This window comes from Clostridium sp. MCC328, from assembly GCF_018785465.1.
GTDB classification, from domain to species: Bacteria; Bacillota; Clostridia; order Lachnospirales; family Lachnospiraceae; genus Pilosibacter; species Pilosibacter fragilis.
Genome location: NZ_WQPW01000132.1, coordinates 34,650 through 53,031 on the forward strand (window position 1 = coordinate 34,650; position 18,382 = coordinate 53,031).

Here is an 18,382-nt window from a genome sequence, read left to right on the forward strand (position 1 = left end):
TGGGGGGAACGGTTGTCGGAAAAAGGAGAACGATTTTCTCGGATTTACCAGAAAAATCCTTGTAGAATCCACAGAAATGTGCTATGATACGAGTGTCGGAAAAATTCATGCGCAGATATGGTTCATCGGTAGAACGCTAGCTTCCCAAGCTGGAAAGGCGGGTTCGATTCCCGTTATCTGCTTCCTTCAGGGAATCCTTAGAAATTAAGGATTCCCTTATTTTATGCGGGTTTGCGGGATTTTTGGAATAAGCTTATCCTTTCGAATAAGAGGGGAGAAGTGGCGATTAAGATGGGGAGACGGGCAACGGCGGACAGCGTGAGGAAGGAATATGAGAACTTTATGAAGGCGGCATAAGTTTTTCCGTTTTTTCCTGTTTTCCGTTTTCAAAATGTTATAGTGTAACCTGAAGCCAAGGGCATACAGCCGGCGGCTTCCAACACCTTCCCAAAATGCGTGTGACGTCTGGTACCCCCTCTGCTGGGCGTCAGTTATCGGAATGTAGCTTAATGGGTAAAGCAGCGCAGTTAATGACTCTTTGCGGATCGATCGAGGTTCGAATCCTCCCATTCCGATTTGCCTGGTTTAGGGATCTCCATCCAGACATTCCAGGTAGCATGAGGCATCCTTGAAAAAGGGTGCTTTTTTAAATTCTTAAGATTTTCATAAATTAGCACTCACAAATTGACAGTGCTAGCAAAAGGTACTATGGTTATGTAAAACAGCATTAGGACGTGGCAAAAATAAAAAATGTCAAAGGAGAACAATTATATGCCTAAAGTAGAGTATGTAGAGAAAACAATTTTTAGCTTAGAGGGAGTAAATGTAGATTTTATAAAAGATGGAAAAAATGTAAGAGATGATGCGTCTCTTCCGAAAAATTATAAAATTGGAAAAGCAACTAAAAATTCAGCGAATGTCACTTTTTTAATTAACAAGTTACAAATGCAATTCCCTGGATATGATTTTATCGTATATGACGGAGAAGGGAATCGGGTTAGAGGAAATATGCTACTTGGAAATGTTCGGGATACATATTTGGAATAAAAAATATTTAGTTTTTAATGTCTAAAATTACAACTTATAATGTTGCATGAGAGATGTGAAAACCTTCCTGTGGGGCGCACAGAAGCTCAGAACGGTATTCTACACGCAACACATCTCAGGCCAGACCATTATAACAGTATTATACTATGCGGCGTTATTATAATCAGACAGGAGATGACTCCGAAGAAGCGATTCTTCAGATCGTGAACGACATCGACTACATGCCGGATGATTGGAGCATTAAAGGAATGAAGCCAACGATGTATGGAATCGGATTCGCTGGCATGGATAAGGTTGATAGAAAGGCTGTGGAGTATGTAAAATAGCATAATATGATGAGCCGCTGTTACGCTGATTCGGTGCGTAAAAATCAACCACAGTATATTGGATGTACAGTGTGTGAAGAATGGCATAACTTCCAGAACTTTAAAGCATGGTTCGACAAGTGGAATGTGGAAGGTTACGAACTGGATAAAGACATCCTATTTAAGGGTAACACGGTATACAGTCCAGAGACATGCTGCTTCGTTCCAGCAGTGATTAACTCATTGTTCATAAATGCGAAAAATCACCGTGGAGATTGTCCTGTAGTGGTATATAAGGATTCCAAGAACGGTAAGTACAGAGGATGCTTTTCTGCAGGCGGCAAGCGGGTAAAGCTGAAATACTGGAACACACCGGAAGAAGCGTTTACAGAGTATAAAACGGTCAAGGAGAAGATCATAAAGGAATACGCAGAGCGGTACAGAGGACAAATTGATGAGAAGGTCTACAACGCCATGATGGAATGGGAAATTGAGATCACAGATTAGTGAGATAATATCAATTTTGGCGATAATTGTAGAAAAACAAAAATAACTGTGCTATACTATCGAAATCACATGATCCGAGGTAGAAATAGTGAAGTTATATCATGGAACGAATTATAGTTCAGCCGTTAGTATATGCAGTAATGGGATAGATTTAAGGTACAGCAAACCGTATTTGGATTTTGGACCGGGATTCTATGCGACACCAAGCTATCATCATGCTGCATTGACTGCTGTTAGAAGGACAGATAAAATCAACCAATGGAATAGAAGAAAACAGAAAGATTATAAATTTGAAGAACCATATATAGTACAATTCGAATATATACCTTTACCAGAACTGGAATTAAAGCTGATTGCATTTCCACGGCATGGAGCTGAATGGGGAGCATTTGTTCTTAATAACAGACTAACTTCAGAAATTTTATCACAATATGGCATAGAGAATCATAATCAAGATTGTAGATATGATATTTGCATTGGCGAAATTGCAGATGGTACAATAGTCAATATAGCGTATCAGGTCAATAGTGGAATACTGCTTCCGAAAAACGTAAACTATGAGAAATTTTTGAAGAAAAATGATGAATCATATGGACAGCAATATTCATTTCATTCGAAAAAATCTATTAGTTGCATTATTGGCTTGAGCTGTGATATAATAAAAAATAAGGAAAGATATATAAAATAATGATGGAAAGAGGTGAAAGATATGAACAATACTGAAATTAAAGAATTTAAGAAGTATGTACGAGAGACATTAGTGAAAAAATATAATATGACTGAAGTGGAAGCTCATCGAGCGGTGAGAGATTCGTATCTTTCTTCAGCATTGCAACGCGACAAAGATTATGTAGAGCATGATACAGTAGAAGAGTGGGCGGATTTTATCTATGATGAAGTTCATGGAGAACATTTAATGCAGATGTAATTAAGAAGCTATAAATTTGAGGGCATATCAGATGGGAATAATTCCTGTCCGGTATGCCCTTTTTTTACGATTTTGATTTTCAGCAAAGTCAGTTCCTTTTCATGGCTTTTATCAGATTCAGCAGTGCGTCAACTTCTGGCTGTGTGAGTCCAGAAAGGTCGAGTTCCTGCTTACGTTCAATTCCGAGTAGAAAATCCGTAAAGCTCAGAGCGGTATTCTACACGCAACACATCTCAGGCCAGACGAAGAAAGGAGCTCTATGTTTGGAACAGTGACAAGATATTATGAAGATAAAGGATATGGAGTCAGAGATATAAAGGGGATTCGCGAAGAAAAAAATCTGGGAAGGAAAACGAACCAGCAGCTTCACAGCCTGCCATATGCCCGTATCTATATGCAGTTAGAATATAAGCTTAAAATGCAAGGGATTCGCCTGATAAGACAAGAAGAAAGTTATTCTAGTCAATGTCCGCCACAGTCAGAAGAAGTATCGCGCATTTATGCAGAGAAAAAGAATCGGAAGAAGCGCTGCATCTACATTGTAGATACCGTGATCTACAATGCAGACGCAGTAGGTGCTTATAACATCTTAAGAAAATATCATGCCGTATCCGGCGAAGAAATTGATATGCCCGTAACCGGGCTGAAGAATCCAGAAATAATAAAAGTAGCTGTGTAACCCATTCGGGTAGCAGTAAGGGTGTTATGGAGCACCTCTGAAACTACGAAGTTATGCTTCGTAATCAGATGCTCGGTAATTCAATTGCCGATGTAGTTCACATAGTGTCACAAAGGACGATAGAAAATCCCTTATCGCACGTTGACAAGACTTCCACAAGCCGTTCCTGAAATTATGGAAACATTCCCGGATGTCAGGCAGTTTCCGTTGCCACAGTTATTTGTACTGCAGTTTCCACCAGCACAGGAATTCGTACCGCAGTTTGTTCCGAAAGAGCAGTTGCTTCCCTTGGATTCGGCTGTACAGCCGCTGCTGCAGTTATTTCCGGCTGCCCCATTAGGGTATCCTTTTCCCAACAGTGTATAGAGATCGATGGCATTTCTGCTGGAGATCACGCAGCCGCCCTGCATCTGGATCGCGGAAACAGCGCTGGTGCCGGTGTATCCGCAGTTGTTTTCCGGACGGAAGCCGGTCTGACAGGAGCGGGCTGCGGCGAAGGATGCGAAAGGCATTGCGAGTGTCATCATGGTGGAAACTGCGAAAGCAGTCATAATCTGTTTTTTCATGGTAAAACCTCCTGTTATGTAAAAATGTTACAAAAATGTTACAAGAAGGATTCTACCATAAAATTCCGCACATAGAACTGGGAATGACTGGTAATGCGAGCCCCTACTTTTCAGCCGCCGACGTCCGGTCTTTTTTAATCAGCTTCCTCATTGCCTCCACCGCTGTAACAACAGCGGCTTCCGTATCATAGACCTGCGGATCCTCAAGTCCCAGCTCCCGTCTTGTCTGGTTCGCGATCACGAGCATCACGGAACCGGTGCGGACGCTGCGGACGCTGCCGACGATGAAGAGGGCAGCGGACTCCATCTCGGAGGCGAGGGCACCGCATGCAATCCAGGCCTTCCATTTGGAGTTTAATTCATCTGCCACAGGCATGGAATCCGGGGAGTGCTGTCCGTAGAAGTTGTCCTTGCACTGGACGACGCCGAGGTGATGGCGGTAGCCGAGTTCCTCAGAAGCTTCCTTTAACGCAGTAGTGACATCGAAATCCGGAACCGCCGGATACTCGATGGGTGCATATTCTTTTGTGGTCCCCTCAAAGCGGATCGCACCGGTAGCGATCACGAGATCTCCGCCGAGCACTTCTTTCTGCATGCCGCCGGAGGTGCCCACACGGATGAAGGTGTCCGCACCGCAGTGGATAAGCTCTTCGACCGCAATGGAGGCGGACGGTCCGCCGATCCCGGTGGAGACAACGCTGACTTTTTCTCCGTCGAGATAGCCGGTGTAGGTGGTGTATTCCCGGTTCTGGGCGATCTTTACCGGGTTATCGAAATGTTTCGCAATCTTCTCACAGCGCCCCGGATCGCCCGGCAGGATCACATAGCGTCCCACATCCCCGGCGCCGACGCCGATGTGGTATTCTTTCCCCTTTGTATAGACAAGTTTACTCATAAGCTGCCTCCTCACATAAGAAGTTTATAAGCAGGAAAAATCATTCACAGCCGATTTTCGGAATAAGAAAGGTACCTTCCGCCTGTGTCAGGGCTGTTTTTCAAATTTTTCCTTTATTAGTATTCATTTTACCATTTTTCCTCAATAGAGACAACTCTTTATAATATCTGAAAAGATTCTTGAAAAATTTCAAAAAACCAGTTGAAAAATCTCTCACCGCATGATAGAATAGTGAAAATTTGGGCTGAAATAAATTTTCAATCCCAGATAGGAAACGAACACGAACACAGAAGAAAGGGTGGCGTCATGAAAGCATATTTAATACTGGAAGACGGAACCGTGTTTGAAGGAACAAGCATCGGCTCTACCAGGGAAGTAATCAGTGAAATTGTTTTTAACACATCCATGACCGGTTATTTAGAAGTCCTTACCGATCCGTCCTATGCAGGACAGGCAGTGGTAATGACTTATCCGTTAATTGGTAATTACGGTATTTGTAAAGAAGATATGGAGTCCGGACAGGCATGGCCGGATGGTTATATTGTCAGAGAATTATCTAGGATCCCCAGTAATTTCAGAAGTGGGGACACGATTCAGCATTTCTTAGAAGAACAGGATATTCCAGGTATCAGTGGTATCGATACAAGAGCCCTCACAAAGATTTTAAGAGAAAAAGGAACCATGAACGGCATGATCACAACGAACGGATCTTTTGATCTGGAAGAAGTGAAAGAACGGATCAAGGCGTATAAGGTAACAGGCGTTGTATTAAAGACAACCACAAAAGAGAAATACGTTCTCCCGGGGGAAGGAAAGAAAGTTGCACTCATGGACTTTGGCGCAAAGAAGAATATCGCCAGAGAGTTAAATAAGAGAGGCTGCGAAGTGACCGTATATCCGGCAGATACTCCGGCTGAGGAAGTCTTAAAGACAAACCCGGATGGAATCATGCTTTCCAACGGTCCTGGAGATCCGGCAGAAAACACGGAGATCATCAAAGAAGTCAGAAAGTTTTATGAATCCGATGTTCCTGTTTTTGCCATCTGTCTCGGACACCAGCTCATGGCTCTTGCCACAGGCGCAAATACATATAAGCTGAAATATGGCCACCGCGGCGGAAATCACCCGGTAAAAGACCTTGAGACGGGCCGCGTCTACATTTCCTCCCAGAACCACGGATACGCGGTAGACGAACACAGCATGAATCCGGAGGTTGCCGTTCCGGCGTTCGTGAACGTGAACGATAAGACGAACGAGGGATTAAAGTACGTGGGCAAGAATATCTTCACCGTCCAGTACCACCCGGAAGCATGCCCGGGACCGCAGGATTCCGGATATCTGTTTGACCGCTTTTTACGCATGATGGAGGAGGAAAGATAATGCCTAAGAATCCAGAGATCAAGAAAGTACTTGTAATCGGTTCCGGTCCGATCGTTATCGGCCAGGCCGCAGAATTTGACTACGCGGGAACACAGGCCTGCCGTTCCTTAAAGGAAGAAGGCATCGAGGTCGTTCTCTTAAACTCCAACCCGGCAACGATCATGACAGATAAGGATATCGCGGACCGGGTATATATTGAGCCGCTGACAACTGAGGTTGTCGAGCAGTTGATTAAGAAAGAAAAACCGGACAGTGTCCTCCCGACCCTTGGCGGACAGGCCGGCTTAAACCTTGCAATGGAACTGGAGGAGGCAGGTATCTTAAAGGCAAATAACGTGCGCCTTATCGGTACAACAGCCCTCACGATCAAAAAAGCCGAAGACCGTGAAATGTTCAAGGAGACAATGGAAAAGATCGGCGAACCGGTGGCTCCGTCTGAGATCGTTGAGGATGTGAACACAGGTCTTGCTGTTGCAAAAGAGATCGGTTATCCGGTCGTTCTCCGTCCGGCTTATACCCTTGGCGGCTCCGGCGGCGGTATTGCCTATAATGAGGAGCAGTGCGCAGAGATCCTGGAGAACGGACTCCGTTTATCCCGTGTGGGCCAGGTCCTTGTAGAGCGCTGTATTGCGGGCTGGAAGGAGATCGAATATGAGGTTATGCGTGACGGTGCAGGCAATGTGATCACCGTCTGCAACATGGAGAATATCGACCCTGTGGGCGTACATACCGGTGACAGTATCGTTGTCGCTCCGTCCCAGACATTAGGAGATAAAGAGTACCAGATGCTCCGTACCTCCGCGTTAAAGATCATCACAGAGCTTGGTATCACCGGTGGCTGCAACGTACAGTACGCACTTCACCCGGAGAGCTTCGAGTACTGTGTAATTGAGGTAAACCCGCGTGTAAGCCGTTCCTCCGCCCTTGCGTCCAAGGCGACAGGATACCCGATCGCGAAGGTTGCCGCGAAGATCGCCCTCGGCTACACACTTGATGAGATCAAGAACGCTGTTACAAAGAAGACCTACGCAAGCTTCGAGCCGATGCTCGACTATGTGGTAGTCAAGATGCCGAGACTTCCCTTCGATAAATTCATCAATGCGAGTCACAAGTTAGGAACCCAGATGAAAGCGACCGGAGAGGTCATGAGTATCTGCACAAGCTTTGAGGGCGGCTTAATGAAAGCGATCCGCTCTCTGGAGCAGCATGTGGACTCCTTAATGTCTTACGACTACAGCGGACTCACAGATGAACAGTTAAAAGAGCAGCTTCACAACGTGGATGACCGCCGGATCTGGGTCATTGCGGAGGCACTCCGCCGCGGTTTCGATTACGAGCTGATCCACGACATCACGAAGATCGATATCTGGTTCATCGACAAGTTAATGATCCTCGTTGAGATGGAGAATGCCTTAAAGAAAGTTGGGAAGAACCTCGACGCTGATCTTTTAAAGGAAGCAAAGCGCATCGAATTTCCGGATAATGTGATTGCGAAACTCACAGGTCTCGCAGAAAATGAGATCAAGGAGATGCGTCATGCAAACGGCATCCGTGCTGCCTTCAAGATGGTAGATACCTGCGCGGCTGAGTTTGCGGCTGAAACCCCGTACTATTACTCCTGCTTCGGCAGCGAGAATGAGGCAGAGGGCGAGACTGAGAAGAAGAAGGTTCTCGTTCTCGGTTCCGGACCGATCCGCATTGGTCAGGGTATCGAGTTCGACTTCTGTTCTGTTCACAGCACCTGGGCCTTCGAGAAAGAGGGCTTTGAGACCGTTATCATCAACAATAACCCGGAGACTGTCAGCACAGACTTTGATATCGCTAACAAACTGTATTTCGAACCGCTGACTCCGGAGGATGTGGAGAGCATCGTTGATATTGAGAAACCGGACGGAGCAGTTGTCCAGTTTGGTGGACAGACAGCCATCAAGCTCACAGAGGCTCTGATGAAGATGGGAGTCCCGATCCTGGGAACCGCTGCCGAGGATGTTGACGCCGCTGAGGACAGAGAACTCTTCGATGAGATCCTGGAGCAGTGCCAGATTCCGAGAGCAAAGGGACAGACTGTATTTACAGCAGAAGAGGCGAAAAAGGCAGCAAATGAGTTAGGCTATCCGGTACTCGTTCGTCCGTCCTACGTTCTTGGCGGACAGGGTATGCAGATCGCGATCTGCGATGAGGATATCGACGAATTCATCGGCATCATCAACCGGATCGCGCAGGAGCATCCGATCTTAGTTGATAAGTATATCATGGGTAAGGAGATCGAGGTCGATGCGATCTGCGATGGTACCGATATCCTGATCCCGGGTATCATGGAGCATATCGAGCGTACCGGTATCCATTCCGGCGACAGTATCTCCGTATATCCGGCGAAGAGCATCACCGAGGACAACAAGAAGACGATCGTGGAATACACAGAGAAGCTCGCAAGGGCGCTCCATGTAAAGGGAATGATCAACATCCAGTTTATTGTAAATGACGAAGGTGTATTTATCATTGAGGTCAACCCGCGTTCCTCCAGAACCGTTCCGTATATCAGTAAGGTAACGGGAATCCCGATCGTACCGCTGGCAACTCAGATCATCTGCGGTCATACGATCCGGGAACTCGGCTACACACCGGGACTCCAGAAAGAGGCAGATTACTACGCAGTGAAGATGCCGGTATTCTCTTTCGAGAAGATCCGTGGAGCTGATATCAGCCTTGGACCGGAGATGAAATCCACAGGTGAATGCCTCGGCATCGCAAAGACCTTCAACGAAGCTCTTTACAAGGCCTTCCAGGGCGCAGGAATCAAGCTTCCGAAGTATAAGAACATGGTCATGACTGTCCGCGATTCCGATAAGGAAGAGATGCTCGACATTGCTGCGAGATTCAAGGCACAGGGTTACCGTATCTTCTGTACCGCAGGAACCGCAAAGTATTTCAATGAGCATGGCGTAAAGGTCATTCCGGTAAGAAAGATCGAGCAGGAGTCTCCGAACCTTCTTGACCTGATCCTTGGACATGAGATCGACCTTGTCATCGATATCCCAGCACAGGGCGCAGAGAGAAGCCATGACGGCTTTATCATCCGCCGGAATGCGATCGAGACAGGCGTTACCGTTCTCACTGCGGTCGATACTGCGAGAGCGCTTGTGACAAGTATGGAAAATCGTGCAAAAGAACTTACACTGATCAATATTGCTGAAATCTGATATTGGTAAAAAATAGAAGAGCAGCCCGTTTCACGCTGGAGTGAGATGGGCTGCTTTTTACGTTGCCCCAGCAGCGTATGCCGGAAATTAGAAAGAGGTGACGCGCTATGCAAAAAAAGAAATATTAACGCTTTATCAAGATGAATATATGCATTGATAATGTATAAAACATTGGAAAAACTGCATGAAACAATATAATTATGCACTGAATATTGTATAAGATGCATAATCTGTAAAAAAAACATAAAAAAGTGCTTTACAAAAGAATAATTATACATTATAATGCGTATCAACATCACACATGTGAGACATAGAAAAAGATAGAAACAAAGAGGAGAGGATCGATTATGAAGAAGAACATCGTTTTAGCTATGACAACAGCAGCGGTCATTGCTGCTCTTACAGGATGCGGAAGCTCCAAGACCACTGAGACAACGGCAGCAGCTACAACGGCAGCTGAGACAACAACAGCCGACGCGACAACAGCGGCTGAATCAAAGGAAGCAGATAAGACAGAGGCAGCAGCCGCAGCGGAAGGTTCCTTAAAGGCACTTGAGAATGTAGATCCGAAGGGCCATCTCGGAAAAGTTCTTGCGGCAGGAAAGATCACAATGGGAACATCCCCTGATTTCGCTCCGTGGGAATTCAAGGATGTCAGCAGTGGAACAACCGAGTATGTCGGTGCCGATGTGGAGCTTGCAAAATACATCGCTGAGAAGCTTGGCGTAGAACTTGAGATCAAGCCGATGGAGTTCTCCGCAATCCAGCAGGCAGTTACTTCCGGAAACATTGATATGGGTATCTCCGGCTTCGCTTACACAGATGAGCGTGCAGAGGCTATGGGACTTTCCGAGCGTTATAATGTAAACACGAAGAAAGGTCAGGGCCTTTTAGTTAAGAAGGAACTTGCTTCCCAGTACAATACAGCAGAATCCTTCGCAGGCAAGAAGGTTGCTACCCAGAACGCAACCTTACAGAACAAGCTTGCTACAGAGCAGCTTCCGTCTGACGTTCAGATCCAGTTAGTGACAAATATAACAGACGGTGTTATGATGTTAACAACAGGCAAGGTTGACGCACTCGCTGTATCCGGTGATAACGGTGAATCCCTTGCAAAGACATACGACGATATCGCAATGGCAGATTTCATGTTTGACTATTCAAGTGAAGGTAACGTTATCGCGGTCAAGAAAGGCGATGATGATCTCTTAAATGCGATCAACGAAGTGATCGTTGAAGTTAACGAGAAAGGTCTCTATGAGCAGTGGAGAGAAGAGGCGGTTGCCCTTGCTGAGAAGCTCGGTATCGAGACGAACTAATTTCGGAGCAGATCGTTTCGTTCCGTGATGGAAGATCTGCGAAGGCCGGAATTGGTTTTCACTTCAGGTTACAGAAATTACAGAGCTCGGTCTTTCCGGTGAAGATGCCGGAAAGACCTTTGTCTGTTTTCAAGTTTTATCTACGAAAGGAGTTTTCCAGATGGAGTTTCTTAACGTCATGTTAAAAGTCTGGATGAAGTACTGGAACTTATTCTTACAGGGTCTTGGAATGACACTGTTTATGGGTCTCCTCACCGTCCTCATCAGTACCGTTTTCGGTTCTCTGATGGCACTGATGCGCCGCAGCAACGTGGGCATCGGAAAATTTAAGCCGCTCCGGCTGATCGCTACCGTTTATGTCGAAATTATCCGCGGTACGCCGATCCTGCTGCAGTTATATTTCTTCTACTTTATGCTGCCGACCTGGCTTCCGTTCTTCAACTTAAGCGAGTTTACATGCGTTATGACTGCATGCTGCGTAAACTCTACCGCTTATGTCTGTGAGATCGTCCGCGCAGGTATCCAGGCTGTCGATGTCGGACAGACTGAAGCTGCCCGTTCCCTTGGCTTAAACGCGCGCCAGACCATGATCCATATCGTTCTCCCGCAGGCAGTTAAGAATATTCTTCCGGCACTCTGCAACGAGTTTGTAGCGATCGTCAAGGAGACATCTCTGGCGTCCACGTTCTTTATCGGAGAACTTATGACCCAGTTTAAGACTATCAACGGTCTTACATTCCGTGTACTTGAGCCGTTAACCATCGTTGGTATCATTTACTTCGGCGTGACATTTATCATGTCCAAGCTGATTGCCTTACTGGAGAGGAGGATGAACGCAAGTGAGCGCTAATGAAAAAGAACTGATTCGTGTAGAAGATCTGCATAAATCCTTCGGCAGTCTTCAGGTATTAAAGGGTGTTACCGAGCATGTCAATCATGGCGAGGTCGTTTCTGTTATCGGACCGTCCGGCGGCGGTAAAAGTACATTTTTACGCTGCTTAAACCTTCTTGAGACACCGACATCCGGAAAGATCTATTTCGAGGGAACCGATATTACCGACAAGAATGTGGATATCAACCTGCATCGCCAGAAGATGGGAATGGTATTCCAGCACTTTAATGTATTCAATAATCTTACAGTTGGAAAGAACGTAACGCTCGCCCCGGTCCTTCTCGGAAAGAAAACACAGAAGGAAGCCGACGAGATGATGCGGGAGCTTTTAAACCGCGTTGGTCTTGCGGATAAGGAGAACCAGTTCCCAAAGAAGCTTTCCGGCGGACAGAAACAGCGTCTTGCGATCGTGCGCGCGCTGGCGATGGAACCGGATGTTATGCTTTTTGATGAGCCGACTTCCGCCCTTGATCCGGAGATGGTAGGAGAGGTTCTTCATGTTATCAAGGACCTTGTAAAGACAGGAATGACCACTGTGATCGTAACCCATGAGATGGGATTTGCGAGGGAGGTCTCCGACCGCGTATTCTTTATGGATGGCGGCGTGATTGCAGAGAAAGGTACTCCGGATGAGGTCTTCAATCATCCGCAGAATCCGAGAACACAGGAATTTTTAAGCAAGGTATTATACTGATGAAAGAACAGCGGGAAAAGCTGTTTTAACAGGAACTATCATATCCCGATCAGGCAGACTTTTGGAGTCTTGCCTGGCGGGATTTTTGAAAGGAGAACATGACATGTCAGCATCCAAACAGACAGCATTCGATTATATCGACGAGAAATCAGGAGTGATCACCGACGTATCCGATAAGATCTGGGACTATGCGGAGCTTTCCCTGAGAGAGTACAAATCCGGTGAACTTTACGCAAAGGTATTAAAAGAAGAAGGATTTACTGTCGAATATCCCTTTGACAACATTGAGACTGCATTCCGCGCTTCCTACGGTTCCGGAAAGCCGGTGATCGGTATTCTGGCCGAGTATGATGCTCTGACAGGTCTTTCCCAGATCGCCGGATCAGAGACCAGAAAAGAGCTTGTCGCAGACGGAAACGGCCACGGCTGCGGCCATAACCTCTTAGGCGCGGGTTCCATGGCTGCGGCTTTTGCTATAAAAAAATATCTGGAAGAAAAAGGTGAGGGAAGCGGTAAAGTGATCCTCTACGGCTGCCCTGGGGAGGAAGGCGCCGCTACAAAAGCATTTATGGCAAGAGACGGCGTGTTCGCGGAGTGTGACGCGGCTCTTACCTGGCATCCGGGCAATGTGAATCAGGTTACTTCCGGTACCTGCAACACCTGTATCCAGACAGAGTATAAGTTTACCGGTGTTGCCTCCCATGCAGCGGGCGCACCGGACAAGGGACGTTCTGCCCTCGACGCGGTGGAGCTTATGAACATTGGCGTCCAGTTCTTAAGAGAGCATATGCCGGACAGCGCGAGGATCCATTACTCCATCACGGATGCCGGTGGAGATTCTCCGAACGTGGTACAGCCGAAGGCACAGGTCCTCTATATGGTCCGTTCCATCTGGGTAAAGGACGCGCTGGAGCTTCAGGAGAGAGTCGACCGGATTGCTCTTGCGGCATCCATGATGACAGATACAAAGATGGAGAAGAAGTTTATCGACGGCTGCTCCAATACCGTTCCGAACAAGGTCCTGGAGTCCCTTATGTGGGACAACTTCAATGATCTTGGTGTCTGCCATTACACGGAAGAAGAATTAAAGTACGCGAAAGCCCTCTACGATTCCGTTGAGATGAAGTCTGATAAGCTTCCGGGAGATGCGACGGAGGACAGCAGCGATATCTACGAATATGTTGATGAGAAGTCCAAACACGGCACAACACCGATGAATGAGTTCCTTGTCCCGTATCTCTACTATGAGAAACCGAGAATGGGATCCACGGATGTCGGTGATGTGAGCTGGTGCATTCCGACGGCGCAGATCAACACATCCACATTCCCGGCACAGGCGCCGGGACATTCCTGGCAGAATGTTTCCTGTGGACGGACATCCATTGCCCACAAGAATATGCTGTTAGCGGGAAAGGTCATCGCGGCTACCGCGATCGATCTCATGGAGAAGCCGGATGTTTTACAGGCAGCGAAGGACGAGTTCAACAAGAAGATGAAACGTTATGGCGGCTATACCTGCCCGGTTCCGCAGGGCGCAGTTCCGGTCATCCCGGGTGAGAAGATGTAAGAGGCGACATGGCGGAGTCTCTGAAAGAAAAAGAATAGAATGACTGTAAGTCCGGCAGGACGGGGGAACGCGGAGATACTCTGCAAAAGACCTGGCCTGCCGGGCTGTTTTATCTCAATGGGAGCTGAACGAAAAAATTTCAGAAATTTTACATATTTTTCAGTAAAAGGACAGGAATCGTGGTTCTAAAATGCCTTAAAATATGATATACTATAAAAGTATATTCTTAGGACGGAGAACAAATGTACGCCCGTGGGAATGACGGGCTGCGCCGGAAAAGGAGGCGGTCAGGTATGAATATCAGGGAAACGATGGAACAGTGGGAACGCCAGAATCTGAGTCCTTACGCGTCGTTAAGCAGTGAGACGCTGGGGCGTGACCGGGAGGAACCGCTCTGCGATATCCGCCCTGCCTATCAGCGTGATCGTGACCGGATCCTGCACAGCAAGTCATTCCGGCGCCTGAAAGACAAGACCCAGGTTTTCCTCGCTCCGGAAGGGGACCACTACCGGACGAGACTGACCCATACGTTAGAGGTATCCCAGATCGCGAGAACGATCGCAAAGGCACTCCGGATGAATGAGTCCCTGACTGAGGCGATCGCCTTGGGGCATGATCTCGGCCACACGCCTTTCGGACATGCGGGGGAATACATATTGAATGAGATCTGCGAGGACGGATTCGCCCACTATAAGCAGAGCGTCCGGGTGGTGGAGATCCTGGAAAAAAAGGGACAGGGGTTAAACCTCACAAAGGAAGTCCGCGACGGAATGTTAAATCACAGAACGTCCGGAAATCCGGCGACCATGGAGGGAAAGATCGTGCGGTTCTCCGATAAAATCGCATACATCAATCATGATATCGACGACGCGATCCGCGGAAAGATCATTACCGAGCGGGATATTCCGAGAGAATACGCGGATGTACTTGGGGATACCGTAAAGGACCGCCTGAATATCATGATCCATGATATTATCAATAACAGTATGGACAGGCCATCGATCTTTATGTCCCCGGACGTAGAGCGGGCCATGCGGGGCTTGAGGGAATGGATGTTTGAACATGTGTATCGCAATCCTGCCGCAAAGGGCGAGGAGGGAAGAGCCCAGCAGCTGATCGTGACACTTTACGAATACTACCTGAAGCATGTGGACGAGCTGCCGGAAGAGTACCTGGCGATGATGGAGCTTCGCGGGGAGAAGAGAGAGCGGGTCGTCTGTGATTATATTGCCGGGATGAGCGATGGATATGCCATCGACCGATTTGAAGAATTATTTGTACCGAAAGGCTGGAATGTCTGAGAGACGGATCCGGCGGATCTGCGAGGTTTCTGAGAGGATAGTGCAGAGCGGTTTTGCGGAACATACATATCGCGGGAGGGATGAAGCGTGTATTACCCGGAAGAAGTGATCGAGGAAGTACGAACAAGAAATGACATCGTGGACATCGTGTCCCAGTATGTGAATTTAAAGAAAAAGGGCGCAAACTATTTCGGATTGTGCCCGTTTCATAATGAGAAATCCCCGTCCTTTTCCGTTTCACCGGGAAAGCAGATGTATTACTGCTTCGGATGCGGAGCAGGCGGAAATGTCATCACCTTTGTGATGGAATATGAAAATTATACCTTCGTGGAAGCTGTGAAGATGCTGGCGGACCGGGCGGGGATCGCCCTGCCGGAGGTGGAATACTCAAAGGAGGCGAGAGCTCAGGCGGACCTGAAAAATACGCTCCTTGAGATCAACCGTCTTGCGGCGAACTTCTTTTATTATCAGTTAAAGCAGCCGTCAGGAAAGGTCGGATATGACTATTTTAAGGAGAAACGCCGCCTGACGGACGATACGATCCGCCACTTCGGTCTTGGGTATTCCAGTAAGGTGCCGGATGACCTTTACCGGTATATGAGGTCGAAGGGATACAACGACGATATTTTAAAAGAGACAGGTCTTTTCTTTATCGATGAGAGGGGAGCCAGAGATAAATTCTGGAACCGTGTCATGTTCCCGATCTTAGACGTCAATAACCGTGTCATCGGTTTCGGCGGCCGTGTAATGGGGGACGGGGAGCCGAAATATTTAAACTCCCCGGAGACGAAGATCTTTGATAAGAGCCGGAATCTCTACGGACTTAATTTCGCGAGAACGTCCAGGGCGAAATATATGCTGGTCTGTGAAGGCTATGTGGACGTGATCGCCATGCATCAGGCCGGATTTACGAACGCTGTGGCATCTCTGGGGACCGCGTTTACGTCCCAGCACGCGATGCTTTTAAAGCGCTACACGGATCAGGTAGTCCTGACCTACGACAGCGATGGGGCGGGAGTGAAGGCGGCGCTCCGCGCGATTCCGATCTTAAAAGAGGTTGGAATGTCCATCAAGGTTTTAAATATGAAGCCCTATAAGGACCCGGACGAGTTTATCAAGAATCTTGGGAAAGAGGAATTCCAGAAGCGGATCGACAATGCCGTCGGAAGCTTTATGTTCGAAATCTCCGTGATCCGGAGCCAGTACAACATGCAGGACCCGGAGTCGAAGACAGGGTTTTATAACGCCATCGCGAAGAAGCTTCTGGAATTTCCGGAAAAGCTGGAGCGTGATAATTACACGGAAGCTGTTGCAAGGGAGTATATGATCCCGGAGACGGATCTCAAAAACCTCGTGAACTCCATGGGCGGACTCATCGGAGTGACCACAAGGGAGCGGGAGTACGATAAGGAGCGGACCCGCCAGAAAAAGGAGAAGGAGGACGGGATCCGGAAGTCCCAGAGACTGCTTCTCACCTGGCTTATCGAGCGTCCGCAGCTTTTCGAAAAGATCCGCGGCATTATCACACCGGAGGATTTTGACGACGAGCTTTACAGAGAAGCGGCATCCATGGTCTTCGATGAATATGAAAAAACAGGAAGCGTGAACCCCGCGCAGATCCTGAATCATTTCATCGAGGGCGAGGAACAATACAGGGAAGTGGCGGCCTTATTCCACGCGAGTCTCAGCGAGTCCTTAAATAATGAGGAACAGAGGAGAGCGCTCTCGGAAACCGTCAAAAAGATAAAGAAACACAGTCTGGAGGTAAAGGGAAAAACAGCAGATATCAGAGAGTTACAGGAAATCATCAGGCAGCAGTCAGCACTGGCTGTCCTGAATATCACACTTGACTGAGAGAAGCAGAAGCAAAAAGGCAGACACGAGGAACGTCAGGTGCCGGGAAGGATGGAATTATGGAGGAAAAGACACTTACATTTGAAGAGAAGTTATCAAAACTTCTGGAACTCGCAAAAAGTAAAAAGAACGTCCTTGATGAAAAGGAAGTTCTGGATGCCTTTGCGGGGGAAGAACTGACACCCGAGAAGCTGGACCGCATATACGACTTCCTGGATAAAAAACATGTCGACGTCTTAAAAATGTCGAACGATGATGATATGGATCCGGATCTGTTTTCGGAGGATGAAGATGCAGATCCGGAGGATGAGATTGATGTGGAGCATATCGATCTATCCGTACCGGAGGGGATCGGTGTAGATGATCCGGTCCGGATGTACTTAAAAGAGATCGGAAAAGTGCCGCTGCTTTCCCCGGATGAGGAGATCGAACTGGCAAAGAAGATCGAGCTCGGTGACGAGGAGGCAAAGAAGAAGCTTGCGGAGTCGAACCTGCGTCTTGTGGTGAGTATCGCAAAACGGTATGCCGGACGGGGCATGCAGCTGCTCGACCTGATCCAGGAGGGAAATCTTGGACTCATTAAGGCAGTCGAGAAGTTTGATTACAGGAAAGGCTATAAATTCAGCACCTACGCGACCTGGTGGATCCGTCAGGCGATCACCCGCGCCATTGCGGATCAGGCGAGAACGATCCGGATTCCGGTACACATGGTGGAGACCATCAACCGTCTTGTGCGGACCCAGAGACAGTTAGTCCAGAAGCTTGGCCGTGAGGCAACGCCGGAGGAGCTCGCGAAGGAGCTCGATATGCCGGTGGAACGTGTCCGTGAGATCATGAAGATCTCTCAGGATCCGGTGTCCTTAGAGACTCCGATCGGCGAGGAGGAGGACAGCCACCTCGGGGACTTTATCCAGGATAATAATGTGGAAGTCCCGGCGGATGCCGCGACCTACACGCTGCTCCACGAACAGCTGATGGATGTGCTGTCAACGCTCACTGAGAGGGAACAGAAAGTGCTGCGCCTGAGATTTGGCCTGGATGACGGAAGACCGAGGACATTGGAAGAGGTCGGACGGCAGTTCAACGTGACGAGGGAGCGGATCCGCCAGATCGAGGCGAAGGCCCTTAGAAAACTGCGCCATCCGAGCAGGAGTAAGATCTTGAAAGATTATCTGGATGAGTAAAAAGATATGGGAAGCAGGAAAAGATCTGTGCAGGAAAAGGCAGTCAGGGATGGCCTGTCTGTGT

17 protein-coding genes and 2 tRNA genes are annotated in these 18,382 nt (G+C 47.8%); 17 read left to right on the top strand and 2 right to left on the bottom strand.

All coding sequences use genetic code 11. The features are described 5' to 3' along the window. Positions 1–111 precede the first annotated feature (111 nt). From GPK83_RS15535 to GPK83_RS15570, 8 genes are all read left to right on the top strand, one after another. A tRNA-Gly gene (locus GPK83_RS15535) sits at positions 112–182 on the top strand. Between the two features lie 313 nt (positions 183–495). Beyond that, a tRNA-OTHER gene (locus GPK83_RS15540) sits at positions 496–575 on the top strand. 196 nt (positions 576–771) lie between these two features. Further along, positions 772–1,047 (top strand): hypothetical protein, encoded by a 276-nt coding sequence (locus tag GPK83_RS15545; protein ID WP_117566355.1) that lies wholly within the window; start codon positions 772–774, stop codon positions 1,045–1,047. Positions 1,048–1,193: 146 nt separating this feature from the next. Beyond that, positions 1,194–1,373, top strand: a complete 180-nt coding sequence (locus GPK83_RS15550) for a hypothetical protein (protein ID WP_117483275.1) — start codon at positions 1,194–1,196, stop codon at positions 1,371–1,373. 264 nt (positions 1,374–1,637) lie between these two features. After that, on the top strand, positions 1,638–1,859 hold the full coding sequence (locus GPK83_RS15555; protein ID WP_117566357.1) for a hypothetical protein: 222 nt from the start codon (positions 1,638–1,640) through the stop codon (positions 1,857–1,859). An 88-nt stretch (positions 1,860–1,947) separates the two neighbouring features. After that, positions 1,948–2,547, top strand: coding sequence for a DUF3990 domain-containing protein (locus GPK83_RS15560; protein ID WP_117483273.1), 600 nt, complete (start codon positions 1,948–1,950; stop codon positions 2,545–2,547). A gap of 21 nt (positions 2,548–2,568) precedes the next feature. Then, positions 2,569–2,787, top strand: a complete 219-nt coding sequence (locus tag GPK83_RS15565) for a hypothetical protein (protein ID WP_117483272.1) — start codon at positions 2,569–2,571, stop codon at positions 2,785–2,787. Between the two features lie 259 nt (positions 2,788–3,046). Next, the gene (locus tag GPK83_RS15570; RefSeq protein WP_117483271.1) at positions 3,047–3,466 is read left to right on the top strand and encodes a zinc ribbon domain-containing protein; all 420 of its coding nucleotides are present in this window, start codon (positions 3,047–3,049) and stop codon (positions 3,464–3,466) included. 131 nt (positions 3,467–3,597) lie between these two features. Here GPK83_RS15570 and GPK83_RS15575 read toward each other — a convergent pair whose 3' ends face one another. Next, positions 3,598–4,032, bottom strand: a complete 435-nt coding sequence (locus GPK83_RS15575; RefSeq protein ID WP_215705195.1) for a hypothetical protein — start codon at positions 4,030–4,032, stop codon at positions 3,598–3,600. A 103-nt stretch (positions 4,033–4,135) separates the two neighbouring features. After that, positions 4,136–4,927, bottom strand: coding sequence for a uridine phosphorylase (gene udp, locus GPK83_RS15580; RefSeq protein ID WP_215705196.1), 792 nt, complete (start codon positions 4,925–4,927; stop codon positions 4,136–4,138). Positions 4,928–5,233: 306 nt separating this feature from the next. On the opposite strand from udp, the gene GPK83_RS15585 reads away from it, so the two are divergent. From GPK83_RS15585 to rpoD, 9 genes are all read left to right on the top strand, one after another. Beyond that, positions 5,234–6,307 carry a carbamoyl phosphate synthase small subunit gene (locus GPK83_RS15585; RefSeq protein ID WP_215705197.1) on the top strand — a complete coding sequence of 358 codons (1,074 nt, stop codon included), beginning with the start codon at positions 5,234–5,236 and terminating at the stop codon, positions 6,305–6,307. Continuing rightward, on the top strand, positions 6,307–9,507 hold the full coding sequence (carB, locus tag GPK83_RS15590; protein WP_118532969.1) for a carbamoyl-phosphate synthase large subunit: 3,201 nt from the start codon (positions 6,307–6,309) through the stop codon (positions 9,505–9,507). Before GPK83_RS15585 ends, carB begins: the two co-directional genes overlap by 1 nt. A 347-nt stretch (positions 9,508–9,854) precedes the next feature. Then, positions 9,855–10,826 (top strand): transporter substrate-binding domain-containing protein, encoded by a 972-nt coding sequence (locus GPK83_RS15595; protein WP_215705198.1) that lies wholly within the window; start codon positions 9,855–9,857, stop codon positions 10,824–10,826. Between the two features lie 160 nt (positions 10,827–10,986). Further along, positions 10,987–11,676 (top strand): amino acid ABC transporter permease, encoded by a 690-nt coding sequence (locus GPK83_RS15600; protein WP_015554150.1) that lies wholly within the window; start codon positions 10,987–10,989, stop codon positions 11,674–11,676. A 10-nt stretch (positions 11,677–11,686) separates the two neighbouring features. Next, entirely contained in the window at positions 11,687–12,412 is a 726-nt protein-coding gene (locus GPK83_RS15605) for an amino acid ABC transporter ATP-binding protein (RefSeq protein WP_117469609.1), read from the top strand. A 103-nt stretch (positions 12,413–12,515) separates the two neighbouring features. Further along, positions 12,516–13,979 (top strand): M20 family metallopeptidase, encoded by a 1,464-nt coding sequence (locus tag GPK83_RS15610; RefSeq protein WP_215705199.1) that lies wholly within the window; start codon positions 12,516–12,518, stop codon positions 13,977–13,979. 293 nt (positions 13,980–14,272) lie between these two features. Continuing rightward, positions 14,273–15,280 carry a deoxyguanosinetriphosphate triphosphohydrolase gene (locus GPK83_RS15615; protein WP_015554152.1) on the top strand — a complete coding sequence of 336 codons (1,008 nt, stop codon included), beginning with the start codon at positions 14,273–14,275 and terminating at the stop codon, positions 15,278–15,280. A gap of 87 nt (positions 15,281–15,367) precedes the next feature. Beyond that, on the top strand, positions 15,368–17,134 hold the full coding sequence (gene dnaG, locus GPK83_RS15620; protein WP_215705200.1) for a DNA primase: 1,767 nt from the start codon (positions 15,368–15,370) through the stop codon (positions 17,132–17,134). Positions 17,135–17,193: 59 nt separating this feature from the next. Next, the gene (gene rpoD, locus GPK83_RS15625; RefSeq protein WP_117504659.1) at positions 17,194–18,318 is read left to right on the top strand and encodes an RNA polymerase sigma factor RpoD; all 1,125 of its coding nucleotides are present in this window, start codon (positions 17,194–17,196) and stop codon (positions 18,316–18,318) included. The last annotated feature ends 64 nt before the right edge of the window (positions 18,319–18,382 follow it).

Coding starts and splice junctions, on each gene's coding strand:
- GPK83_RS15595 (WP_215705198.1), top strand. CDS start 9,855: ATGAAGAAGAACATCGTTTTAGCTATGACAACAGCAGCGGTCATTGCT.
- carB (WP_118532969.1), top strand. CDS start 6,307: ATGCCTAAGAATCCAGAGATCAAGAAAGTACTTGTAATCGGTTCCGGT.
- udp (WP_215705196.1), bottom strand. CDS start 4,927: ATGAGTAAACTTGTCTATACAAAGGGGAAAGAATACCACATCGGCGTC.
- GPK83_RS15570 (WP_117483271.1), top strand. CDS start 3,047: ATGTTTGGAACAGTGACAAGATATTATGAAGATAAAGGATATGGAGTC.
- GPK83_RS15615 (WP_015554152.1), top strand. CDS start 14,273: ATGAATATCAGGGAAACGATGGAACAGTGGGAACGCCAGAATCTGAGT.
- GPK83_RS15600 (WP_015554150.1), top strand. CDS start 10,987: ATGGAGTTTCTTAACGTCATGTTAAAAGTCTGGATGAAGTACTGGAAC.
- GPK83_RS15610 (WP_215705199.1), top strand. CDS start 12,516: ATGTCAGCATCCAAACAGACAGCATTCGATTATATCGACGAGAAATCA.
- GPK83_RS15550 (WP_117483275.1), top strand. CDS start 1,194: ATGCGGCGTTATTATAATCAGACAGGAGATGACTCCGAAGAAGCGATT.
- GPK83_RS15585 (WP_215705197.1), top strand. CDS start 5,234: ATGAAAGCATATTTAATACTGGAAGACGGAACCGTGTTTGAAGGAACA.
- rpoD (WP_117504659.1), top strand. CDS start 17,194: ATGGAGGAAAAGACACTTACATTTGAAGAGAAGTTATCAAAACTTCTG.
- GPK83_RS15565 (WP_117483272.1), top strand. CDS start 2,569: ATGAACAATACTGAAATTAAAGAATTTAAGAAGTATGTACGAGAGACA.
- GPK83_RS15575 (WP_215705195.1), bottom strand. CDS start 4,032: ATGAAAAAACAGATTATGACTGCTTTCGCAGTTTCCACCATGATGACA.
- GPK83_RS15545 (WP_117566355.1), top strand. CDS start 772: ATGCCTAAAGTAGAGTATGTAGAGAAAACAATTTTTAGCTTAGAGGGA.